18 protein-coding genes are annotated in these 23,870 nt (G+C 71.2%); 16 read left to right on the top strand and 2 right to left on the bottom strand.

Features of this window, described 5'->3' with window-relative positions; genetic code table 11:
* Window positions 1-282 precede the first annotated feature (282 nt).
* The 16 genes from J0911_RS07025 (at window position 283) to J0911_RS06950 (ending at window position 20,198) form a co-directional block, all read left to right on the top strand.
* A complete protein-coding gene (locus J0911_RS07025; RefSeq protein ID WP_207274713.1) occupies window positions 283-1,626 on the top strand; it encodes a geranylgeranyl reductase family protein in 1,344 nt (447 codons plus the stop codon).
* Window positions 1,627-1,648: 22 nt separating this feature from the next.
* Complete coding sequence (locus J0911_RS07020) at window positions 1,649-2,008, top strand: NADH-quinone oxidoreductase subunit A (protein WP_123815812.1); 360 nt, start codon at window positions 1,649-1,651, stop codon at window positions 2,006-2,008.
* A 101-nt stretch (window positions 2,009-2,109) separates the two neighbouring features.
* Window positions 2,110-2,661, top strand: coding sequence for a NuoB/complex I 20 kDa subunit family protein (locus tag J0911_RS07015; protein ID WP_192865162.1), 552 nt, complete (start codon window positions 2,110-2,112; stop codon window positions 2,659-2,661).
* Window positions 2,658-3,518, top strand: a complete 861-nt coding sequence (locus J0911_RS07010) for an NADH-quinone oxidoreductase subunit C (RefSeq protein WP_372434847.1) — start codon at window positions 2,658-2,660, stop codon at window positions 3,516-3,518. Before J0911_RS07015 ends, J0911_RS07010 begins: the two co-directional genes overlap by 4 nt.
* Window positions 3,515-4,885, top strand: coding sequence for an NADH-quinone oxidoreductase subunit D (locus J0911_RS07005; RefSeq protein ID WP_207274712.1), 1,371 nt, complete (start codon window positions 3,515-3,517; stop codon window positions 4,883-4,885). The genes J0911_RS07010 and J0911_RS07005 overlap by 4 nt, the downstream gene beginning before the upstream one ends.
* Window positions 4,882-5,694 (top strand): NADH-quinone oxidoreductase subunit NuoE, encoded by an 813-nt coding sequence (nuoE, locus tag J0911_RS07000; protein WP_207274711.1) that lies wholly within the window; start codon window positions 4,882-4,884, stop codon window positions 5,692-5,694. The genes J0911_RS07005 and nuoE overlap by 4 nt, the downstream gene beginning before the upstream one ends.
* The gene (gene nuoF, locus J0911_RS06995) at window positions 5,691-7,049 is read left to right on the top strand and encodes an NADH-quinone oxidoreductase subunit NuoF (RefSeq protein ID WP_207274710.1); all 1,359 of its coding nucleotides are present in this window, start codon (window positions 5,691-5,693) and stop codon (window positions 7,047-7,049) included. Before nuoE ends, nuoF begins: the two co-directional genes overlap by 4 nt.
* Window positions 7,049-9,853 carry an NADH-quinone oxidoreductase subunit G gene (locus J0911_RS06990; protein WP_207274709.1) on the top strand — a complete coding sequence of 935 codons (2,805 nt, stop codon included), beginning with the start codon at window positions 7,049-7,051 and terminating at the stop codon, window positions 9,851-9,853. The genes nuoF and J0911_RS06990 overlap by 1 nt, the downstream gene beginning before the upstream one ends.
* Entirely contained in the window at window positions 9,850-11,145 is a 1,296-nt protein-coding gene (gene nuoH / locus J0911_RS06985) for an NADH-quinone oxidoreductase subunit NuoH (protein WP_207274708.1), read from the top strand. Before J0911_RS06990 ends, nuoH begins: the two co-directional genes overlap by 4 nt.
* Window position 11,146: 1 nt before the next feature.
* The gene (gene nuoI, locus J0911_RS06980; protein WP_207274780.1) at window positions 11,147-12,040 is read left to right on the top strand and encodes an NADH-quinone oxidoreductase subunit NuoI; all 894 of its coding nucleotides are present in this window, start codon (window positions 11,147-11,149) and stop codon (window positions 12,038-12,040) included.
* Entirely contained in the window at window positions 12,037-12,852 is an 816-nt protein-coding gene (locus tag J0911_RS06975; RefSeq protein ID WP_242636345.1) for an NADH-quinone oxidoreductase subunit J, read from the top strand. Before nuoI ends, J0911_RS06975 begins: the two co-directional genes overlap by 4 nt.
* The gene (nuoK, locus tag J0911_RS06970) at window positions 12,852-13,151 is read left to right on the top strand and encodes an NADH-quinone oxidoreductase subunit NuoK (protein ID WP_207274707.1); all 300 of its coding nucleotides are present in this window, start codon (window positions 12,852-12,854) and stop codon (window positions 13,149-13,151) included. The genes J0911_RS06975 and nuoK overlap by 1 nt, the downstream gene beginning before the upstream one ends.
* 117 nt (window positions 13,152-13,268) lie before the next feature.
* Window positions 13,269-15,215, top strand: a complete 1,947-nt coding sequence (gene nuoL, locus J0911_RS06965) for an NADH-quinone oxidoreductase subunit L (RefSeq protein ID WP_207274778.1) — start codon at window positions 13,269-13,271, stop codon at window positions 15,213-15,215.
* Between the two features lie 12 nt (window positions 15,216-15,227).
* The gene (locus tag J0911_RS06960; protein WP_207274706.1) at window positions 15,228-16,838 is read left to right on the top strand and encodes an NADH-quinone oxidoreductase subunit M; all 1,611 of its coding nucleotides are present in this window, start codon (window positions 15,228-15,230) and stop codon (window positions 16,836-16,838) included.
* On the top strand, window positions 16,838-18,838 hold the full coding sequence (nuoN, locus tag J0911_RS06955) for an NADH-quinone oxidoreductase subunit NuoN (RefSeq protein ID WP_207274705.1): 2,001 nt from the start codon (window positions 16,838-16,840) through the stop codon (window positions 18,836-18,838). Before J0911_RS06960 ends, nuoN begins: the two co-directional genes overlap by 1 nt.
* A gap of 193 nt (window positions 18,839-19,031) precedes the next feature.
* Window positions 19,032-20,198, top strand: a complete 1,167-nt coding sequence (locus tag J0911_RS06950; RefSeq protein WP_207274704.1) for a polyprenyl synthetase family protein — start codon at window positions 19,032-19,034, stop codon at window positions 20,196-20,198.
* A 91-nt stretch (window positions 20,199-20,289) separates the two neighbouring features.
* Here J0911_RS06950 and J0911_RS06945 read toward each other — a convergent pair whose 3' ends face one another.
* Both J0911_RS06945 and J0911_RS06940 read right to left on the bottom strand, forming a co-directional pair.
* On the bottom strand, window positions 20,290-21,309 hold the full coding sequence (locus J0911_RS06945) for a thiamine ABC transporter substrate-binding protein (RefSeq protein WP_207274703.1): 1,020 nt from the start codon (window positions 21,307-21,309) through the stop codon (window positions 20,290-20,292).
* A gap of 51 nt (window positions 21,310-21,360) precedes the next feature.
* Window positions 21,361-23,856 (bottom strand): hypothetical protein, encoded by a 2,496-nt coding sequence (locus tag J0911_RS06940; RefSeq protein ID WP_207274702.1) that lies wholly within the window; start codon window positions 23,854-23,856, stop codon window positions 21,361-21,363.
* Between the last annotated feature and the right edge of the window lie 14 nt (window positions 23,857-23,870).

The following is a 23,870-nucleotide window of genomic DNA, read 5'->3' as shown; positions in this document are numbered from 1 at the left end:
CGGCCGGCCGGCCAGCGACCCCCCACCCACCCCCGGCCGGGCAGCGACACGCCACCCGGCCGGCGAGCACGCCATGTGTGGGCGTGGGAGCCCTCCCATGCCCCACGGATGGCGTGGTCGGCGATGTGGTTCGCGGCCCGGAGGGCGGCCTCGGGTTCCGGCGAGGGATGTCCATGGAGCTGGGGAGGGGCGTGGGTGCCAAGTTAGGTTCGCCTTGCTACCCAATGTCCGTCTCGTGTGGCTAGGGTGGCGGTGTTGTGACAGGGTTCACAAGGACCTTTCATGACACCCAGCAGCGAGTTCACAATCGGGGGTGAGCACGTGAAGCATCGGAACGACGACGCTGACGTCATCGTGGTGGGCGCCGGCCCGGCCGGCTCGTCCACCGCGCACTGGTGCGCGTCCGCGGGTCTCGACGTGCTGCTCCTGGAGAAGGCCGAGTTCCCCCGCGACAAGATCTGCGGTGACGGGCTCACACCCCGCGCGGTCTCGGAGCTGGTGCGCATGGGTGTCGACACCGACGAGCGCGACGGCTGGATCCGCAACCGCGGCCTGCGCGTCCACGCGACGGGTCGCTCCTGGGAGCTCGACTGGCCCGACCTCACCGCGTATCCCGGGTACGGCATGGCCCGCGCCCGCATGACGCTGGACCAGACGCTCGCCCAGCACGCGCAGGCGAGCGGCGCGAAGCTCCTCACCGCCACCAAGGTGACCGGCGCCGTCACCGACGAGCGCACCGGCCGGATCACCGGCGTCACCGCCCAGCCGCTCGACGGACGGGGGCGTGCCGAGGGACCCGAACGGACGTTCCGCGCGCCCGTCGTCGTCGCGTCCGACGGCGTGAGCTCGCGCCTGGCGACCGGTGTCGGGCGGATGCGCCGCGACGACCGGCCCATGGGAACCGCCGTCCGCGCCTACTACACGACGCCCCGGCACGCCGACCCGTTCATGGAGTCGCACCTCGAGCTGTGGTCCGGCGAGCCGGGCCGCTCCGATCTGCTGCCGGGCTACGGGTGGGTGTTCCCGCTCGGCGACGGCACCGCCAACGTCGGCCTCGGCAGCGTGCACAGCACCCCTGCCCGGCAGTCGCGGGCGGGGATCGACTACCGGGCGCTCCAGGACACCTGGCTCACCCACTCCGCCCCCGAGGGCTGGGACATCGGTCCCGAGGCCGCCACCGGCAAGGTCCGGGGCGCGGCGCTCCCCATGGGCTTCAACCGTGGCCCGCTGTACGCCGACGGTCTGCTGCTCGCGGGAGACGCCGCGGGAATGGTGTCCCCGTTCAACGGCGAGGGCATCGCCTACGGCCTGCAGGCAGGCCGGGTCGCCGCCGAGGCGATCGCCGCCGCCCGCCACAAGTCCACGGACGCGGCGCGTGAGGCGGCCCTGGCCACGTACGCGGACCGCATGCGCGCCGACCTGGGCGGCTACTACACCCTGGGCCGCTGGTTCGTGCGGCTCATCGAGCACCCGCAGGTCATGCGGGCCTGCGTGAGACACGGACTGCCGCGCAAGGTGGTGATGCAGTTCGTGCTCAAGCTCCTGTCCGACTGCTACGAGCCGAGCGGCGGCGACTGGATCGACCGCACCATCGCCGGCTTGACGAAGGTGGTGCCACGCTCGTGACGGAAATCCGGAAGGCAACAGCATGAATCCGTACCTGCCCATCCTGATCCTCATGGGGATCGGGGCGGTGCTCGCGCTGGGCGGTGTCGCCGCGAGCGCGGTCATCGGCCCCAAGCGGTACAACCGGGCCAAGCTCGACGCGTACGAGTGCGGCATCGAGCCGACGCCGAACGCGCTGGGCGGTGGCCGGCTGCCGATCAAGTACTACCTGGTGGCGATGACGTTCATCGTGTTCGACATCGAGGTGGTGTTCCTCTACCCGTGGGCGGTCGACTTCACCACCCTCGCCACGTTCGGACTGGTCGCGATGTTCGCCTTCTTGGCGCTCATCACCGTCCCGTTCGTCTACGAGTGGCGGCGCGGCGGGTTCGACTGGGTATGACATCGACGAACGGCGCGGCGCGGGCGGCCGTGGAGGTACGGGGCGGCCGCCCGGAGCAAGCCCGGGGAAATGCCGGCCAGGGGCACTGAGAAGGAGGAGACATGGGTGTCGAGGAAGCGCCGTCGGGATTCCTCCTGACGACGATCGAGGACTTCGCCGGCTACATGCGCAAGGCGTCGATGTGGCCGGTGACGTTCGGTCTGGCGTGCTGTGCCATCGAGATGATGGCCGCCGGCGCGCCGCGCTACGACCTGTCGCGGTTCGGCATGGAGGTCTTCCGGGCGTCGCCGCGCCAGGCGGACCTGATGATCGTGGCCGGGCGCGTGAGCCAGAAGATGGCGCCGGTGGTGCGTCAGGTCTACGACCAGATGAGCGAGCCCAAGTGGGTGCTCTCGATGGGTGTGTGCGCGTCGTCGGGCGGGATGTTCAACAACTACGCGATCGTGCAGGGCGTGGACCACGTGGTGCCGGTCGACATCTACCTGCCCGGCTGCCCGCCGCGGCCGGAGATGCTGATCAACGCGATCCTGGCGCTGCACCACCAGGTCCAGAACGCCCCGCTGGGCGCGAACCGCGCCGAGGCGGCGCGAGCGGCGGAGGCCGCCGCCATGGAGGCGACGCCCACCTTCGAGCAGAAGGGGCTGCTGCGGTGAGCGACGAGAAGGACAAGGTGACCCCGGACAAGGCGACCCAGGACGAGGCGGCGCTGGACAAGGCGGCTCAGGGCAGGGCCGTCCAGGACAAGGCGGCTCAGGGCACCGGCCTGTCCGGGTCCGGTGCCGGTGGCGAACCGGGGGACCTGGAGCGCGTCGCCTCGCCCCTCGAGGTGGTCGAGGTGCGGCACGGCATGTTCGGCGCGCACGACTCGGGCGACACCTCGGGATACGGCGGCCTGGTGCGGCCCGTGGCGCTGCCGGGGCCGTCGTCGCGCCCCTACGGGAGCTGGTTCGACCGGGTCGTGGACGTGCTGACCGAGGTCCTGCGTGAGGAAGGCGTCGACGCGGACGCGGCGATCGAGAAGGTGGTCGTCGACCTGCACGGCGCCCGGGCCGCGGACGCGCCGCAGGCGGAGCTCACGCTGTACGTGACGCGCGAGCACCTCCTGCCCGTGTGCCAGGCGCTGCGTGACGACCAGGACCTGCGGTTCGAGCTCTCGCTCGGCGTCTCGGGCGTGCACTACCCGCACGAGACCGGCCGCGAGCTGCACGCCGTCTACCACCTCGTGTCGGTGACGCACAACCGCCGCCTGCGCCTGGAGGTGACGGCTCCGGACGAGGACCCGCACGTCCCGTCCACCACGTCCGTGTACCCGGCCAACGACTGGCACGAGCGCGAGACGTACGACTTCTTCGGCATCGTGTTCGACGGCCATCCCGGCCTGGCGCGCATCGAGATGCCGGACGACTGGGAGGGCCACCCGCAGCGGAAGGACTATCCGCTCGGCGGCATCCCGGTCGAGTACAAGGGGGCCACGGTGCCCCCGCCCGACACGAGGAGGGCTTACTCGTGACCGCCACAGCAGAACCGCGCGCCGGGGCCGGCGGCCCCCACGCGACCCGGCCGATCGACGACGAGACCGCCCGCACGATCCGCGGGTTCGAGGCCTACGGCGACGGCGACTGGGACGAGATCGCCCGTGAGGCCATCGGCGAGGAGCGCATCGTCGTCAACATGGGCCCGCAGCACCCGTCGACGCACGGCGTGCTCCGGCTGATGCTGGAGATCGACGGCGAGACGGTGACCGAGGCACGGGCCGGCATCGGCTACCTGCACACCGGCATCGAGAAGAACATGGAGTTCCGCACCTGGACGCAGGGCCCCACGTTCTGCACCCGGATGGACTACGTGGCGCCGTTCTTCCAGGAGGTGGCGTTCTGCCTCGCCACCGAACGCCTGCTCGGCGTGACCGACGACGTGCCCGAGCGAGCGTCGGTGATCCGGGTGCTGATGATGGAGCTCAACCGGATCACCTCCCACCTGATCTGTCTCGGCACGGGTGGCAACGAGATGGGCGCCACGACGGTGATGACCGTGGCGTTCACCGCGCGCGAGGAGATCCTGCGCCTCTTCGAGGCGGTCACCGGGCTGCGGATGAACCACGCGTACATCCGCCCGGGCGGCGTCGCGCTGGACGTGCCGGAGGGTTTCACCACCCAGGCTCGCGACGCGCTGAAGAAGGTCCGCGGGTACCTCAAGGACCTGGGCGACCTGATGCTGGCGAACCCGATCTTCCGGTCCCGCCTCACCGACGTCGGTGTGCTCAACCTGGCTGGGTGCATGGCCCTTGGCGTGACGGGCCCGGTGCTGCGGTCCACCGGCCTGCCGTACGACGTGCGCAAGGCCGCTCCGTACTGCGGCTACGAGACCTACGACTTCGACGTCCCGGTCTCGAAGAACGCGGACTGCTACGACCGCGCCGTGCTCCGGCTGGAGGAGTGCTACCAGTCGCTGGGCCTGGCCGAGCAGGCGTTGACCAGGCTGGACGCCAGTGAGGGCGAGCCCGTCATCGTGGCCGACAAGAAGATCGCCTGGCCGGCCCAGCTGGCCATCGGGAGCGACGGCCAGGGCAACTCGCTGGAGCACATCCGCAAGATCATGGGCACATCGATGGAGTCCCTGATCCACCACTTCAAGCTGGTCACGGAGGGCTTCCCGGTCCCGGCCGGGCAGGCGTGGCAGACGGTCGAGCACCCGCGCGGCGAGCTCGGCGTGCACGCCGTGTCCGACGGCGGGACCCGCCCCTACCGCGCGCACTTCCGCGACCCCTCGTTCAACAACCTCCAGGCCACGTCGGTGATGTGCGAGGGCGGCCAGGTGGCCGACGTCGTCGTCGCCGTCGCGTCCCTGGACCCCGTGCTGGGAGGTGTGGACCGATGACGGCCGAGCCGGCCCAGACCAGGGCTTCCTACGACGCCGAGACGCTCGCGTCCCTGACGACCGATGCCGCCGAGATCATGGCCCGCTACCCCGACCCGCGTTCGGGTCTGCTGCCGATGCTGCACCTCGTGCAGTCGGTGGACGGGTATGTGAGCCGTGACGGGATCCTGTTCTGCGCCGAGCAGCTCGGGATCACCGCCGCCGAGGTGAGCGCCGTGGCGACGTTCTACACGCAGTACAAGCGCAAGCCGAACGGGAAGTACACCGTCGGCGTGTGCACCAACACGTTGTGCGCGGTGATGGGCGGCGACGCGATCTTCGACGAGCTCAGCGAGCGCCTCGGCGTCGGGCACGACGAGACGACCGAGGACGGTGCGATCACGCTGGAGCGGGTCGAGTGCAACGCGGCCTGCGACTACGCGCCGGTGATGATGGTCAACTGGGAGTTCTTCGACAACCAGACCCCGGAGTCCGCGGTCGAGGTCACCGACCGGCTGCGCGCCGGTGAGGAGGTGGCCCCGACCCGCGGTGCCGACAGCGTGTGCTCGTTCAAGCAGATGAGCCGGGTCCTGGCCGGGTTCCCCGACGGCCGCGCCCACGAGGGCGTGGGCGCGGGTGAGCCGACGCTCGTCGGACTGCGGCTCGCGCGTGAGCAGGGCTGGGCGCCGTCCGGTGACTCGTCCGCCCCGGACGCCGAGCAGCGTGAGACGCTCACGGGCGAGCCCGGTTCCAGCGCCGACCGCCGTCCTGTGACGCCCGCGGACGCCGAGGTGGGTATGGACAAGAAGCCGGGGGAGGACGCGCGATGACCGAGCTGCTTCCGGTGCTGACGGAGACCTGGGACGCCCCGCGGTCGTGGCGGTTGTCCACGTACGAGAAGCACGGCGGGTACGGCGGGCTCAAGAAGGCCCTGACGATGACGCCGGGCGACCTGGTCCAGGCGGTCAAGGACTCGGGGCTGCGCGGCCGTGGCGGCGCGGGGTTCCCGGCCGGCATGAAGTGGGGCTTCCTGCCCCCGGACGACGGCGGGCCGAGGTACCTGGTCGTGAACGCCGACGAGTCGGAGCCGGGTACCTGCAAGGACATCCCGCTGATGATGGCGAGCCCGCAGCACCTGATCGAGGGCGTGATCATCACGTCGTACGCGATCGGCTGCAACCACGCCTTCATCTACGTGCGCGGGGAGGTGCTGCACGTGTACCGGCGGCTGCTGGAGGCCGTGGCCGAGGCCCGGCGTGTCGGTTACCTCGGCACGGACATCCTGGGTTCCGGGTTCGACCTGGAGATCACGGTGCACGCCGGCGCCGGCGCCTACATCTGCGGTGAGGAGACGGCGCTGCTGGACTCGCTCGAGGGCCTGCGGGGCCAGCCGCGCCTCAAGCCGCCGTTCCCTGCCGTGGCGGGCCTGTACGCCCGCCCGACCGTGGTGAACAACGTGGAGACCGTGGCGAGCGTGCCCGGGATCGTGGCACGCGGGGTCGACTGGTTCACCGGGATGGGGACGGAGAAGTCGACCGGGCACGGTCTGTTCTCCCTGTCCGGGCATGTCACGCGGCCGGGACAGTACGAGGCGCCGCTCGGCATCACGCTGCGCGAGCTCCTCGACCAGGCCGGCGGCATGCGCGGCGGCAAGCCCTTGAAGTTCTGGACGCCGGGCGGGTCGTCGACGCCGTTGTTCACGGCCGAGCACCTGGACACCCCGCTCGACTACGAGTCGGTGGGCGCGGCCGGGTCGATGCTCGGTACGCGCGCGCTGCAGCTCTTCGACGACACGGTGTGCGTGGTCCGCGCGGTGAGCCGGTGGACGGACTTCTACGCGCACGAGTCGTGCGGCAAGTGCACGCCGTGCCGCGAGGGCACGTACTGGCTCAAGCAGATCCTGCACCGGATCGAGGAGGGGCAGGGGCAGGACCAGGACGTCGACCTGCTGCTCGACCTCTGCGACAACATCCTCGGCCGGTCGTTCTGCGCGCTGGGCGACGGCGCCACCTCTCCGATCACGTCGAGCATCCAGCACTTCCGCGAGGAGTACCAGGCGCACATCGACGGGCGCGGCTGCCCGTTCGACCCGTCGGCGTCGGCCCTCTTCCCGTACACCCCAAGAACAAGGACGCCGGACGCTGCTGGTCGTGAGCTTGCCGGCGCCGACGCGGGAGGTCACTGATGACCGTCACCACATCGAGGCCCGAGGGCGAGGTGACCGAGCCGAAGATGGTGACCTTCACCATCGACGGGATCGAGTCCCAGGTTCCCGAGGGCACGCTGATCATCCGTGCGGCGGAGCAACTCGGGATCGCGATCCCGCGGTTCTGCGACCACCCGCTGCTCGCGCCCGCGGGCGCCTGCCGGCAGTGCCTCGTCGAGGTCGCGATGCCGGACCGCGAGGGCAACGTGCGGCCCATGCCGAAGCCACAGGCGTCGTGCACCATGACGGTCACGCCCGGCATGGTGATCAAGACGCAGGTCACGTCACCGGTCGCGGACAAGGCGCAGCAGGGCGTGATGGAGCTCCTGCTCATGAACCACCCGCTCGACTGCCCGGTGTGCGACAAGGGCGGCGAGTGCCCCCTGCAGAACCAGGCGATGAGCAACGGCCGGGCCGACAGCCGGTTCGACGACGTGAAGCGCACCTTCACCAAGCCGGTGCCGCTGAGCGCGCAGATCCTGCTGGACCGGGAGCGCTGCGTGCTCTGCCAGCGCTGCACCCGGTTCAGCGACGAGATCGCGGGCGACGCCTTCATCGCCCTGCAGATGCGCGGGGCCCGGCAGCAGATCGGCCGCTTCGACGAGAAGGTACTGGGCTTCGAGTCCCCGGGCTGCGGGTGCGGTGACGGCGGCTGCGGAGGTGCGGAGGCCGGCGCCGAGTCCGACGAGGTGTCCCCGCCCTCGGTCCCGGACGCCGCTCCGGTGGAGACCGACGCGAACGGGCAGGCGTTCTCGTCCTACTTCTCCGGCAACACCGTCCAGATCTGTCCCGTGGGGGCACTCACCGGATCCTCCTACCGGTTCCGGGCACGGCCCTTCGACCTGGTGAGCGTGTCGAGCATCGCGGAGCACGACTCGTGCGGGTCCGCGATCCGGATCGACCACCGCCGCGGCCAGGTGATGCGCCGTCTGTCCGGTGAGGACCCGGTGGTGAACGAGGAATGGATCACCGACAAGGACCGGTTCGCGTTCGCCTGGCAGTCCGCGCCGGATCGCCTCACGACGCCGCTGGTGCGGGACCGCGACGAGCACGGCAACCGCGGTGACCTGCGCACGGCCTCGTGGGCGGAAGCCCTGGAGATCGCTGCTCGCGGCCTGGCCGAGGCGCGTGCGGCGAGCGGCGTCGGGATGCTTCCCGGTGGCCGCCTCACCGTCGAGGACGCCTACGCGTGGTCGCGGTTCGCCCGGCAGGTGCTCGGTACGAACGACGTCGACCAGCGCGCCCGCGCCCACTCCGCCGAGGAGGCCGAGTTCCTGGCCCACGCGGTGGCCGGGACCGGCATCGGCGTCACCTTCGCCGATCTCGAGAAGGCGCCGGCGGTGCTGCTCGTCGGTCTCGAGGCGGAGGACGAGGCGGGTGTCACCTTCCTGAGGCTGCGCAAGGGCGTCGCGAAGCGCGGCACCCGGGTCCTCGGCGTCGCGCCGTACGCCTCACGGGGGCTGACCAAGCTCTCCGGGACGCTGCTGCCGACGGTCCCCGGCGCGGAGGCCGGAGTGCTCGCCTCGCTCCGGGACGCCGCCGTCACCGGCGGGTCCCCCGGCACGGGCGATCCGACGCCGGGCGGCGAGCTGACGACCTCGGCGGCCGCCGCCCTGCGTGAGGAGGGTGCCGTGATCCTGGTGGGCGAGCGTCTCGCCGCCTCGCCCGGTGCCTACTCCGCGGCGCTGGCCCTGGCCGAGGCCACGGGGGCGCGGCTGGCCTGGATCCCGCGCCGCGCCGGCGAGCGTGGCGGGGTCGAGGCAGGGCTGCTGCCGAACCTGCTGCCGGGTGGCCGTCCGGTGACGGACCCGGCGGCGCGTTCCGAGGTCGCCGCCGCCTGGGGCCTGACCGACGCCGCGCAGCTTCCCGCCGCGCCCGGCCTGGACACGGCGGGCATCATCGACGCTCTCAGCGTCGGGCACCTGTCGGGCGTGGTCGTCGGCGGGGTGGAGGTCGCGGACCTTCCGGACCCGGCCCATGCCCGCACGGCGCTGGCCGCCGCGGGGTTCGTGGTGTCGCTGGAGGTGCGCCGGTCGGAGGTGACGGACCTGGCGGACGTCGTCCTGCCGGTCGCACCGCCCGTGGAGCGCGCCGGCTCGTACTGGAACTGGGAGGGTCGCGTGCGGTCCTTCGGCGCCGCGCTCGACTCGACGGCGCTGCCGGACCATCGGGCGCTGCACGCCCTCGCCACCCAGATGGGCAGTGACCTGCGCGCAGGTACGCCCGCCGAGGCACATCTCGCCGTCGCGGCGCTGGGCGCCTGGTCGGGCGAGCGGGCCGGGGCGGTCGGGGACGTCACCACGGCGAAGGCGACCTCCGCCGACGGAGCGGTGCCGGCCGGGCGCGAGGCACGAACGTTCGCGGCGGAGCCCGGCGGCGGGCCGGCGGCATCCGGATCCGCGGGGACGGCCGTCCTCGCGTCGTGGCGCCTGCTGCTCGACGCCGGGCGCGGCCAGGACGGTGAGCGGCACCTCGCGGGCACGGCCAAGCGGCCGGTCACCCGGGTCGCCCCGGCGACGGCCGCCGAGCTGGGGCTGTCCGAGGGTGATCGCGCGGAGGTCGCTACCGCGCGGGGGAGCATCACGCTCCCGGTGTCGGTGACGGCCGGCATGGTCGACGGTGTCGTCTGGCTGCCGCTCGCGAGCGTCGGGAGCCGGGTGCACGACACGCTCGGTGCGACACCGGGCGACGTCGTCCGCGTGCGGCGGGTCGAGACGGCGGGTCAGCGGCAGACGGCTGCCGAGGACGACGGAGCCCGGTGGCCCGGGAAGGAGCAGTCATGAACGGGGTGATCCTCGCCGCCGAGGGCGGCGTGGCCGCGGACTTCTCGGCCGAGCCGGTGCTCGCCTCGGTGGTCAAGGCGGTGCTGATCGTCGTCTTCCTGCTGACGTCGGTGCTGTTCGCGATCTGGTTCGAGCGCAAGGTCGTGGCGAAGATGCAGCTGCGTCCCGGCCCGAACTGGCACGGGCCGAAGGGCCTGCTCCAGTCGCTGGCCGACGCGATGAAGCTGCTGCTCAAGGAGGACGTCAACGTCACACGGGCGGACCGGGTGGTCTACCTGCTGGCGCCGATGCTGTCGGTGTCGGCCTCGCTGCTCGTGTTCGCGGTGATCCCGTTCGGGCCCACCGTGACGATCCCGTTCACGGACTTCTCCACGCCGGCGCAGCTCACCGACTTCCCCGTCGCGGTGCTGTACATCCTCGCGGCGGCGAGCGTGGGCGTGTACGGCATCGTGCTCGGCGGCTGGGCGTCCGGCTCGACGTACCCGCTCCTCGGTGCGGTGCGGTCCACCGCGCAGGTGATCAGCTACGAGCTGGCCATGGGCCTGAGCCTGGTCAGCGTGTTCATCATGGCGGGGTCGATGTCGACGTCGCAGATCGTGAACAGCCAGGCGCAGATCTGGTGGTTCATCCCGTTGGCGCCCGCGTTCGTCGTCTACGTCATCTCCATGGTGGGGGAGACCAACCGGCTGCCGTTCGACCTGCCGGAGGCCGAGGGCGAACTCGTGTCCGGCTACATGACCGAGTACTCGTCGATGAAGTTCGCCTGGTTCTTCCTGGCCGAGTACATCAACATGCTCAACGTCTCGGCCGTGGCGGTGACGCTGTTCCTCGGCGGCTGGCGGGCGCCGGTGCCGGACGGGTTCCTGGGTGACGCCCTGAACACGGGCTGGCTGCCGATCGTCTGGTTCCTCGTCAAGGTGTGGGCCGTCATGTTCTTCTTCGTGTGGGTGCGCGGCACGCTGCTGCGCCTGCGCTACGACCAGTTCATGATCTTCGGCTGGAAGGTGCTCATCCCGGTCGCTCTCGGCTGGGTCGTGGTGCTGGGCGGCGTGCAGTGGGCCCTCACCGTCGCCGAGCTGCCGCGCTCGACATTCCTGTTCGCCGCGCTCGGCGTGGTCGTGCTCGTCCTGCTTCCCATGATGTTCTGGCCGGAGAAGCGCCGTCGGCCCGAACCGGCCGAGCCCGAGACCATCGACGCCTTCGCCGGCGGCTACCCGGTGCCGCCGCTGCCCGGGCAGAAGCTCCCCGCCTCCGAGCGGTTCGGAAAGGAGGTTGCCGGCAGTGACCAATGACATTCACGACGAGACCGGCTACCAGCCGCTACGTCCCCAGGCGAAGGGCCTGGGCGAGTTCCTCGCGCCCGTCGCGGGCTTCGGGGTCACGTTCGCCTCGATGTTCAAGCCGGCGGTGACCGAGGACTACCCGCGCAAGAAGGTGGCGCCCCAGCGGCGCTACCACGGCCGTCACCAGCTCAACCGGTACGCCGACGGGCTGGAGAAGTGCATCGGCTGCGAGCTGTGCGCCTGGGCGTGCCCGGCGGACGCGATCTACGTGGAGGGGGCGTCCAACGCGGATCTCCCGGAGAACGCCGACGCCCCGCAGGGCGCGCTCGCGGCCGACTCGCCGGAGGGCGCGCACATCAGCCCCGGCGAGCGCTACGGCCGCGTCTACCAGATCAACTACCTGCGCTGCATCTTCTGCGGGCTGTGCATCGAGGCCTGCCCCACGCGGGCCCTGACGATGTCGAACGACTACGAGCTCGCCGGGAACTCGCGCGAGGGCATGATCTACGAGAAGCAGGACCTGCTGGCACCGCTCAGCGAGGGCATGCTCGCCGCTCCCCATCCCATGGCCGAGGGCACCACCGACACCGACTACTACCGGGGCGACGTGCTCGGCGCGACGCAGGCCCAGGTCGACTGGGTCCGCGAGCGGCGGCCCGACGACGAGACACTGGCGGCCGCGGAGGCCGTGGCCGCCGGGAAGCAGGCCGGGCCCGCGTCCCGGCAGCACGAGTTGCGGCCCGACGCCGGGCCGGGTGAGGCGGAGAAGGCCGCCGGCGCGGCCGCCGTCGGCTCCGTTCACTCGCCGGAGGCCGCGGGAGCCGGTGCGACGGCGCCCGTGGTGCGAGCGGCGACGCCGGGGACGGCCGAGCCGGGCGGCGACGCTGGAAGGGGAGTGCGATGACCCCCGACATGGCCGGGATGACGACCTCCGGTGGTGAGGCGTTCCTCTTCTGGGTGCTCGCGCCGCTCATGGTGCTCGCCGCGCTCGGGCTGCTGTTCGTCCGCCGCGCCGTGCACGCCGCGCTGTGCATCGTGTTCGTCATGGTGAGCCTCGCCATCATGTACATCGCCTCGTCGGCGCCGTTCCTCGGCGTCGTCCAGGTGGTGGTGTACACGGGCGCGGTGATGATGCTGTTCCTGTTCGTGCTGATGCTGGTCGGTGTCGACGCGTCCGACTCGCTCACGGAGACCATCCGCGGGCAGCGCTGGATCGGGCTGCTGCTCGGGCTGGGGCTGGCGGTCGTGCTGATCGGGGTGGTCTCGCAGGCCGCGTTCCGGCCCGGCACGCCGCTGACCGAGGACCAGGTCGCGAACCCGGTCGGGCTGGCGCGGGTCCTGTTCGGTGACTACGTGCTCGCGATGGAGACCGTCGGCGTGCTGCTGGTGACCGCGGCGATGGGCGCTCTCATGCTGACCCACCGACGCCGGCTGGAGCCGAAGCGCACGCAGCGGTACGTCGCCGAGCAGCGGGTCAAGGCGCTGCCCGAGGGAGGCACGCTCACGCCGCTGCCCGCACCGGGCGTGTACGCGCAGACCAACGCGATGGATGTGCCGGCGCTCGGCCCGGACGGGCGTCCGCTGGAGCACTCGGTCTCGCGGGTGCTGCGGATCCGTGGTCAGGAGAAGGCGGCTCCGGCGTCCCTGGTCGAGACGGGGCCCGCGGGCGAGGTCTCGACGGTCCGGACCGGCACCGACGGCGGGGAGGACGCCTGATGGACATCACCAACTACGTCGTCCTGGCGTGCATCCTCTTCGCGATCGGCGCGACGACGGTGCTGCTGCGTCGCAACGCCATCGTGGTCTTCATGGGCGTCGAGCTCATGCTCAACGCGACCAACCTCGTCTTCGTGACGTTCGCCAGGATCCACGGCGACCTCACGGGGCAGGTGCTCGCGTTCTTCGTCATGGTCGTGGCAGCCGCCGAGGTCGTGGTGGGCCTGGCGATCATCGTGACGATCTTCCGTACCCGCCGCTCGGCCTCGGTCGACGACGTCAACCTGCTCCATGGGTGAGGCGGAGATGCAGCGGAGGGTGAGGGCCGAGGTACTCCGCCGTCGACGGCACGCGCAGCGGAACCGGCGACTCAACCATCTTCAGCCTTCTGAGGGGGGACTGGGAAAGTGAACGACGTGATCGGGTATGCCCCCTGGCTGGTGGGCTTCCCCCTGGTCGGCGCGGCGGTCCTGCTGCTGGGCGGGCGTGCGCTGGACAAGTGGGGCCACTGGATCGGCGTACTCGCCTCCAGCGCCTCCGCACTGCTGGGTGGCTGGCTGCTGTTCCGGATGATCGGCGCGGACCCGGCCGAACGGGTCGCCGACCAGCGCCTGTGGACGTGGATGTCCGCGGGAGGCCTGGACGTGGACCTCGGGCTGCGCCTCGACCCGCTGTCGATGACGTTCGTGATGCTGGTGACCTTCGTGGGCACGCTCATCCACTTCTACTCCGTGGAGTACATGGCGCACGACCCGCACCGGCGCCGGTTCTTCGCCTACCTGAACCTGTTCATCGCCGCGATGCTGGTGCTGGTGCTCGCCGACTCCTATCTGGTGCTGTTCGTCGGCTGGGAGGGTGTGGGCCTGGCGTCCTACCTGCTCATCGGCTTCTGGGACCACAAGCGGCCCAACGCGGTCGCCGCGAAGAAGGCGTTCGTGATGAACCGGGTGGGCGACATGGGCCTGATCGTCGCCATGGCGCTGCTGTTCGCGCACACGGGCGCGCTCGACTTCGGGACGCTGTTCGACGCGGGTGACGCGGGCGCGGGCGAAGGGCTGGCCGAGGCCACCGGCGCGGTGAGCACGCTCGACCAGGGCACCGCCACCGCCGTCGGGCTGGCGCTGCTGCTGGCCGCCTGCGGCAAGTCCGCGCAGTTCCCGCTGCAGGCGTGGCTCGGCGACGCGATGGCCGGCCCGACGCCGGTCTCCGCCCTCATCCACGCCGCCACGATGGTCACCGCCGGGGTCTACCTGCTGGTGCGCTCCGGCCCGATCCTGGACGCCGCGCCCACCGCGCAGCTCGTGATCGTGATCGTCGGGACGGTGACCCTCATTTTCGGGGCGATCATCGGCTGCGCCAAGGACGACATCAAGAAGGCGCTGGCCGCCTCGACGATGTCGCAGATCGGCTACATGATGCTCGCGGCCGGTCTCGGTCCGGTGGGCTACGCCTTCGCGATCTTCCACCTGCTCACGCACGGCTTCTTCAAGGCGGGCCTGTTCCTCGGCGCCGGCTCGGTGATGCACGGCATGAAGGACGAGGTGAACATGCGCGGCTTCGGCGCGCTGCGCCGCGTCATGCCGCTGACCGCGTGGTCGATGTTCTTCGGCTGGCTCGCGATCCTCGGTATCCCGCCGTTCTCCGGGTTCTGGAGCAAGGACAAGATCATCGAGGCCGCGTTCACCGGCGAGGGCTGGCAGCCCTGGGTGTTCGGTGGGGCCGCCCTGATCGGTGCCGGGATCACCGCGTTCTACATGACCCGCCTCATGACCATGACGTTCTGGGGGCGGCCGCGCTGGACCGAGCCCGAGTACCACCCGCACGAGTCGCCGGCGTTGATGGTCTGGCCGCAGGTGATCCTCGCGGTCGGCTCGATCGCGCTGGGTGGTGTGCTCGCGTTCGGCGACGTCTTCACCACCTGGCTGGAGCCCAGCGTGGGGCATGTCGAGCACCACGAGCCGGTGCTGTCCGTCCCGGTCCTGATGGGCGCCACTATCGCCGTCGTCGTCGTCGGGGCGCTGGTCGGGTACCTGATGTACCGGCGCGACGTGCCCGCGGAGGCCCCACGCGGGTCGGTGCTGACCCGCGCCGCGCGCCGCGACCTCTTCCAGGACACGGTCAACGAGGGCCTCGTCATGAAGCCCGGACAGGGCGTCACCGCCGTGCTCGTCACCGCCGACACGGGCGTCGTCGCGCGCGGCTGGGGCGTCCTCGCCGTCGGCCTCGCGGGCCTCGGCGCCTGGCTGCGCCGGGCACAGACGGGGTACGTGCGCGCCTACGCCGCCTCCATGGCTGCGGGCGTGCTGATCATCGGCGCGGTGATCGTGCTCGTCGCGACCCTCGGGCCGACGGCCGGAGCGTAAGGAGACATCGAGATGACCTTTCCCTGGCTGACCACGCTCGTCGTGTTCCCGCTGGTCGCCGCCGCTGCCGTGTGGCTACCCGGGCTCGTGCGGACACGGCGCGGCAGCGCCGGCGGCGCGACCCTGGCCAAGACGACGGCGCTCGGCGCCGCGCTCGTCGAGGTGCTCCTGCTGATCGGCGCGTTCGTCGAGTTCGACACGGCGACCGCCGCCGAGTACCAGCTCTCGGAGACCTACGCGTGGATCCCCCAGATCGGCGCCTCGTACGCGCTCGGGGTCGACGGCGTGAGCCTTCTGCTGATCGCGCTGGCGGTCGTGCTGGTGCCGCTCGTGCTGGCCGCGGCCTGGCGCGAGCAGGGCGACAACGGCCTGCACCTGCGCCGGTACACGGCGCTCGTGCTGATCCTCGAGGCCCTCATGGTGGCGGTCTTCGCGGCGCGCGACGTGTTCCTCTTCTACGTGCTGTTCGAGGCGGTCCTGATCCCGGCGTACTTCCTCATCGGCGGTTTCGGGCAGGGCCCGCGGCGGCGCCGTGCCGCCGTGCGGTTCCTGATGTTCTCGCTCGCCGGCGGCCTCATCATGCTGGCCGCGGTGATCGCGCTGTACTTCCAGGTGCCGGTGGACCCGGAAACCGGCCTGCGCCCGGAGGACGCCTTCCTCACCGCCAACCTCACCGGGCTCGAGCTCGACACGGTCGCCGGCCGGCTGATGTTCGCCGGGTTCTTCATCGCCTTCGCGATCAAGGCGCCGATGGTGCCGGTGCACACGTGGCTGCCGGACGTCGCCGGCAACGCGACGCCCGGCACGTCGACCCTGCTGATCTGCGTGCTGGACAAGATCGGTACCTTCGGGATGCTGACCCTCTGCCTGCCGCTGTTCCCGGAGGCGTCCCGCTGGGCCGCGCCTCTGGTGATCGGCCTCGCGGTGGTGTCCGTGCTGTACGGCGCGATCGCGGCGATCGGCCAGACCGACCTGCTGCGCCTGGTGGGCTGGACGTCGGTGAGCCACTTCGGCTTCATCATCCTGGGCATCTTCACGTTCACCGAGCTCGGCACGGCCGGCTCGGCGTTCATGATGCTCAACCACGGGCTGGCGACCGGCGCGCTGTTCCTCACCGCGGGCTTCCTGATCGCGCGGCACCCCGAGAAGTCGCAGGTCATCAGCGACTACAGCGGGCTTCGTACGGTCACGCCGGTACTCGCCGGGACGTTCCTCGTGGCCGGGCTCGCGACACTGTCGCTGCCCGGACTGGCGACGTTCGCCTCGGAGATCATGGTGCTCGTCGGGGCCTTCGGCGACGCGCCCGGGTGGACGCTGGCGGCCGTGCCGGGCGTCGTGCTCGCCGCGCTCTACATCCTGCTCACCTACCAGAAGATGTTCACCGGCGATGTCGCCGAGGGGCTGGACCGGATGCCCGACATCGGCCGGCGCGAACGGCTCGTCGCCGCGCCGCTGGTCCTCGGGCTGCTCGTGCTCGGCCTCGTGCCGCAGCTCGCGCTCGACTACGTGGACGCGCCGGCCACCGAGGCGGTCGCCGCCATCGAGGCCGTGGCCGACGGCGGGGCCGACGACGGCGCCGCGGGTGCGGACGACACCGGCGCCTCCGCGGAAGGGAATGAGTGATGGTTGATATCACCGCGTTCGCGGGTCCCGAGATCGAGTGGGCCGCACTCGCGCCGCTCCTGATCGTGCTGGGCACCGGCGTCATCGGCGTGCTGGTCGAGGCGTTCGTGCCGGACCGTGCCCGCCGTACGACGCAGATCGTGCTCACCCTCGTGGCACTCGCCGGGGCGCTGGCCGCCGTCGGCGTGCTGTGGGTGAGGCTCCAGCAGACCCTGACCGGAGCGGTCGACCAGGAGGCCGCGCTCAACCCGGAGGTGCTCGGCGGCACGCTGTTCCTCACCCCGTTCGCGCTCGGGGCGCAGGGCATCGTCGTGGTCCTCGCGTTCCTCGGTGTGCTCGTGGTGGCCGACCGCACGTCGACCGGTGAGGACGCCTTCGCCCCGACCGCCGCCGCGGTTCCCGGGACGCACTACGAGGACCTCGCCCGCGAGGCCAGGCTGCGGCAGACCGAGATCTACCCGCTGCTGCTCTTCGCGGCGGGCGGCATGATGCTGTTCGCCTCGACGGATGACCTCATCGTCATGTTCATCGCGCTCGAGGTGCTGTCGCTCCCGCTCTACGTGCTGTGCGCGACCGCGCGCCGGCGCCGGCTCCTGTCGCAGGAGGCCGCGGCGAAGTACTTCCTCCTGGGGGCGTTCGCCTCCGCGCTGTTCATCTTCGGCGTGGCGCTGATCTACGGGTTCGGCGGGACGGTGCTGGGGATGCTGTCGCAGCAGACCGGGCCGGGCCCGGTCGGCGACCGGCCGGTGGGCGTGCGGCTCGCCGACATCTCCACCGCGGCGCAGCAGGTCGCCCAGACCGGCGGTCTTCCCGAGGGAATGTCCACGCTCTACCTGGCCGGCGTCGTGCTCGTCGTGGTGGGCCTGCTGTTCAAGGTCGGCGCCGTGCCGTTCCACGCCTGGACCCCCGACGTCTACACCGGGGCGCCCACGCCGATCACCGGCTTCATGGCCGCGGCCACCAAGGCCGCCGCCGTGGTGGCACTGGTTCAGGTGCTGTGGCGGGCGAGCTTTGGCATGCCGCCCCAGGTGATCGAGCAGCTGCAGTTGGCGGTGGTTGTCATCGCCGTGCTGACCATGGCGGTCGGCACCGTGGTGGGCGCCGTGCAGACCGACGTGAAGCGCCTGCTCGCCTACTCCTCGATCGCGCACGCCGGGTTCCTCGTCACGGGCGTGGTCGGGTTCGCGACACTGGTGGACGGCGGCGCCGTCGTCTCCGTCACCCAGACGGTCGAGGGCAACTCCTACGCGGGCGAGGTCATCCAGGGCATCCTCTTCTACCTGGTGGCCTACGGGGTGGCGACCGTCGGAGCGTTCGGCGTCGTCACGCTGGTGCGCGAGCGGTCGGCCGACGGCGTCGTCCTCGGCGAGGCCACCGACCTGGCCGCCTGGCGCGGGCTGGGACGCCGCGCCCCGTGGCTCACCGCCGCGTTCGCGCTGTTCCTGCTGTCGATGGCCGGTATCCCGCTCACGGCGGGGTTCGTGGCGAAGTTCGGTGTGTTCTCGGCCGCCGTCTCCGCCGGGTACTGGTGGCTCGCCGTCGTGGGCGTGCTGGCCTCCGTGGTCGCGGTGGCGTTCTACGTCCGGGTCATCGTCGTCATGGTGATGACCCCGAGCAACGCGGACACGGCCGCCGAGGTCGCGGCCGGCGGGGACACGACCGCCACCGAGGGCACCGAGAACGCCCAGGACCTGGAGCCTGCCGAGGACGTCGCCTCCACCGGTGGCGTCGCCGGGAAGGCGCCGATCCCGGCCGACGACTCCCGTGGGAGCGGTGCGGTGGAAGCCACCGCACCGGAAGGTGGCCTCGCCACCCTCACCGTCTTCGGGGAGGAGCACGAGGAGGCGGCCGAAACGCCCGCGAGCGATGCCGTCGTCGTCGGCTCGCGGGGACCGGCCGCCGTGGCGATCGCCCTGTGTGCCGCGGCCACGCTCGTGCTCGGCCTGTTCCCCTCGCTGCTCCTCGACCTGGCCGAGCAAGCCACCCGCTACGTCCCATGATCCGTCCGGCCCCCGCCCGCCCGTCGCCCTCCCGCCCGCGCGGCCACGCCGTCCCGAGCGCCGGCCGCGTTCCCACCCACCAGGGTGTCGTGGTCGGCGCCGGGCGGGAGGCGCGTCGGGTGTGGCTGAGGCCACGTCGGTCGTGCGATGGGTCGGTTCACCGAACCGGGCCGGTACGAAGTAAGTTCGTCCCGTGACTTCTGCACCCCACGAGACCGACGCCGCGGCGGCAGCCCTGCACGATTCCGCCGCGGCCGCCCCGGCGCTGGGCTTTCCCGTGCAGGACACCGAGCTCGCGAACCGGCTCGCCGACCGGCTCACGGAGGTGGACCGCGCCCTCGACGCCGCCGTCTCCCAGGCCGACGCACTGGCCGACGACGTCTCGCGGCACCTCGTCGACGCGGGAGGCAAGCGGTTCCGCCCGCTGCTCACGCTCCTGTGCGGCGAGCTGGGCGACGGGACGCGCAGTGAACTGATCGACGCGGCGATCGTCGTCGAGCTGACGCAGGTCGCCTCCCTGTACCACGACGACGTCATGGACTCCGCTCCCGTGCGGCGCGGCGCCCCGTCGGTGCACTCGGTGTGGGGCAACTCGGTGGCGATCCTCGTGGGCGACATGCTGTTCGCCCGTGCGTCACAGCTGGTCGCCGAGCTCGGGCCGGAGGCCGTGCTCATCCAGTCCCGGACGTTCGAGCGGATGTGCCTCGGCCAGCTGCACGAGACCACCGGTCCCGACAAGGGCGAGGACGCGGTCTCGCACTACCTGAAGGTGCTCAGCGACAAGACGGCCAGCCTCCTGGCGACGTCGGCCCGGCTGGGTGCGATGTTCGGCGGCGCGCCCACCGAGCAGGTCGAGGCCGTGGCCGCGTACGGCGAGAAGGTGGGCGTCGCGTTCCAGTTGGCCGACGACGTGCTCGACATCGCGTCCGACGGTTCGGTCTCGGGCAAGACCCCCGGCACGGACCTGCGTGAGCACGTGCCGACGATGCCGGCGCTCCTGCTGCGCAAGCGCGTCGCGGACGCCCAGGGCCTCGCGGACGGCGACGGCCGGACCCCCGGACCCGGTGACCCGGCCGTCGGCGGACGCGAGGACGACGCACCGGCCGTGCCGGCCGCACCGGGGCCCGGTACGACGGCCGACGCGGCGCTGCTCGCCGACCTGGAGGGTGACCTGTCCTCCGACCGGGCACTGGCCGACGTCGTGCGGCGGCTGCGGGAGCACGAGGTCCTCGCGGAGACGCGCGAGCTGGCGCGCACCTGGGCGCAGGAGGCGGCCGACGAGCTGGCCCCGCTCCCGGAGGGCCCGGTGAAGGACGCACTCACGGAGTTCGCCGCCGCGGTGGCCAACCGCACGGTGTAGCGGGCCCTTCCCCTCACCGGGCCGCACGGGCCCTGCCGGAGCACATGGTGTGCGCGGGGCCGTCCCGCCGTTCGCCCTCGGGCCTGGGGGCTCACTCGCTCGTGGTCGCCGCCCACGCCTCGATCCATGCCTCGCGGTTCTCCGCGATGTCCTCGGGGTCGAGCTCGTGCGGGTCCTCCACCCGGGGCGCGTGCTCCGCCCACGCGGCCGGCAGCCTCGCGTCCTCGTCCGCCGGGTACAGGGACATCGACGCCGGGAGGTCCCGCTGGACCGCGTCCGACGTCAGGTACCACAGGAGCTCCTTGCCGCCCTCCCGGTTCGGCGCGCCGGCCAGCAGGCCGGCGTACTCCTCGTGCCGGAAGCAGGTCTCCGGCAGGGCTGTCGTGACGGGCTCGCCGTCGTCCTCCACCGTGTCCGCCGGTGACGTCGAGTACGACACGACGAGCGGACGGTCACCGCCGCCTCCTGCGCCGGTGAAGCCGGATCCGTAGGCCTCGTCCCAGGAGCCGGCGATCTCGACGTCGTTCGCCCGCAGGCCGGTCCAGTAGTCCCCGACCCCCGTGTCGCCGTACTCGTCGACCGCGGCAAGCAGAAACGCGAGCCCTACCGACGAGGACGCCGGATCGGGCACCACGAGCAGTCCCTGGTAGGGGGGATCGATCAGGTCGTCGAGCGTCCGGGGCACCGGGAGGTGCTGCTCGGTGAACCACGCCTTGTCCGCATTGACGCAGACGTCCGCCTCGCCGACCTGCCACAGGTAGTTGACCTCGGTCGCGCCCGCGTCCACCACGCGCGACATGAACGTGTTGTCCACGCCGAGCACGACGTCCCCGGGTGGCGTCTCCGCCGGCGGCACGAGCTGGTCCGCGAGCGCACCGGCGTCGCCCACGGTCTTCACCTCGACGGTGAGCCCGGACTCCTGCTCGAACCGTTCGAGGACGTCGTCGCCCAGGGTGAAGGAGTCGTGCGTGACGAGCGTGACCGTGTCCGCCGCGGCCGGCGGCGCCGCGTCGTCGTCCTCCTGGTCGGGCTGGCCGGTGCAACCGGCGAGCAGGAGCGCGACGGCGGTCACCGCGGTCGCCGCGGTGCGGCGGAACGGGAGTGGGGACATGAACGATCCTTTCGACTTCATCACGGTGTCATCCGATCTCGAGTTGCCCGGCTACTCGTCCAGGAACGTCTCGTCGCGATCCTCCTCCTCGTGGATCGGCTCGAACCGGACCACGTTCCCGTCGCCCGGCCGGCTGTAGTTGCCGTCGAAGGACCAGTTGATGTAGCCGCCGTCGCCCTTGCGGGTCACCTTGCCCGAGTCGAGGGCGACCACGTAGAAGTTCTCCACCTCGGCCAGGTATTCCCTGCCCTTCACGTCGGGTGCGAACTCCAGGTCGATGTCCCGGTGGTAGACGATGATGTTCTTGTCCGGGAACGCCTTGCGGTACTCCGTCACGAGGGACTTGCTGATGTCTCCGCGCTCGCCGGGTACGTCACCGTCGAAGTCCGTGCCCGGGTACGGGCCGTCGCCGTCGTCCTCGTCGTACACCGGGTTGCCCTCGTCGCCCCCGGCACCCGTCTTCTGCTTGCCGTTGGTGTAGTAGTCGTCGTCCGGCACGAATTCCTCGTGCTTGCAGCGCGGGGCGGGCTTCACGACCTGCCTGTCGCCGTTAACGTCGGTGATCTCGAAGGAGGACTCCTTCAGGACCCGCTCCTCGTCCACGGTGATCCACTCGCTGCTGAACAGGTCGATCCCCTGCCAGCCGATGTTCACCTCGCCGAAGTCCTCGACCTTCGTGTCCTCGTACGTGAGCTCCCGGACGTTTCCGTGGTCCGCGAGTGCGTTCTCGATGTCGTCGTCCACCGAGTCCTTCTCGTGGATCTCGATGTCGCCCTTCTCGAGCTCCCCGGTCTCGTCGCGCGGGAACAGTTCGTCGACCATCGGGGCGAACGTCTCGCGCAGCTCGGGGTACTGGTTGAAGTCGAGGATGAACTCCTGGACCGTCGAGTTCCCCTCCTTCTCCGAGTGGGAGCCGCCGCCGCCGACGGTGAACCCGTACGGGAGTTCCGCCTCGACGTCGACGCCGGCCTGGTAGAGGGTCTGCAGGGCCTGCTGGTCGATGGTGATGTACATCTGCACGATGTCGCCGAGCCCGTCGCCGTCCTCGTCCTCGTTGCCGAAGTACACGGTCGTCTTCGTGGAGCCCTTCCACTCCCCTCCGGCGCCCGCGTTCGCGCCGCCGCTGCCGCCGCCCGACTTGTTGCCCTTCCCGAAGGACTTCCCGCCGCCGAGGGCTCCGCCGATGAGGAACCCGCCGATGTCGGTCGAGGTGTAGCTCACCTCGTACAGGCCGTTGTCCCACATGCGGTCCTCGACCATCACCTCGCCCTCGTAGCCGCCCTCGATGCCGCCGCTGAGCGGGCCGTTGCCGTTGTCGCCGTTGAGCGTGATGCCGCCGTTGAAGGTGACCTTCTTCGTCTCGGAGTCGGCCTCGGTGACGATGTGGTGGTCCGGCTCGTCCTCGATGAACTCGTCGTAGTCCTCGTTCGCCTGGTGGCAGCCGGCGCCCATCCTGGTGCTGCACGCGGAGTCCCGCTTGCGCTCCATGCCGGACTCCTGTTCCTTCCAGTCGATCCAGTCCTGGGCGTCCTGCCGGTTGACGAACTCGTAGGTGGTGTCCTGCACGTCTCCCTCCAGCGCCGAGACGCCGAAGGAAATCGGTGAGTTGAAGATCTCGTCGGCCGAGGCGCCGAACCCGAGGCTGTCGCCCGTCAGCATGTGGACGCGCACCCGTCCGTCACCGAGCTCCTCGATCATCACACCCTCGGAGGAGCTGAACCTGAAGAAGAGGAACTGGCTGCTCTTCTCCTCCATGTGCGTGTTGATCTGGATGTAGCAGTCCGGCTCCATGTTGTCGTACGCCTCGGTGACGCACTTGTCGAGGATTCCCGCGGCTCCCGCCCGGTCCCGTCCCGGCTCGGCGTTCGTGTACGCCTCCCACTCCGCGTCGCACACGTCCTCCGGCACGGGGAGCCACTTGCAGCCGATCCGGACCTTCGGTGGGTCCAGGCTCACGTCCTCGCTGGACGGCTTGGTCCTGTTGCAGCTCTCGTCGTCCGGGTCGTCGCTCGGGTCGCCCCAGCCCCTGGTGATGCAGCCGGCGAGCTCTTCCAGTTCTTCCCGCTGGTAGGCCGTCTCCTCGTCGCCGAACAGGTCGCGGACGTCGTCGTCGACGCAGCTCTCCGGCACCGGGTACCAGACGCAGTCGATCTGGATCACCGCCGGGGTCTTCGCCTCGTCCTCCCCGTCGAGCTCGATCTCGACGACGTCGGTCGTGATCGTCTCCTCGCACGGCCCGTCCGGCCCGTCGCCCTCGTCATCGGAGCCGGGCCCGTCGCCGCCGGGATCGTCCTCCCCGTCTCCGGCCCCGTCCACGCACTCCTCGTGCCCGTCCGGATCACCGATCGACTGGACCGCGCACACGAGCTGCCGGCCGACGTCCGCTCCCACGGGTGTCGCCAGGCCGACGACCACGATGACGACCAGGAGAACGACACCGACGACACCGACGTACTCGGTCAGGCCCTGCCCTGCCTCGGGATCGCGCGGACGCGGCCGGCGACGGACCGACAGCAGCGGGAGGCCGGGAGGGACACGACAAGACACGCGCTCCAACCTAC

The organism is Myceligenerans salitolerans (assembly GCF_017349295.1).
Taxonomy (GTDB): domain Bacteria; phylum Actinomycetota; class Actinomycetes; order Actinomycetales; family Cellulomonadaceae; genus Myceligenerans; species Myceligenerans salitolerans.
This window is presented reverse-complemented; position numbering and strand designations above follow the sequence as displayed.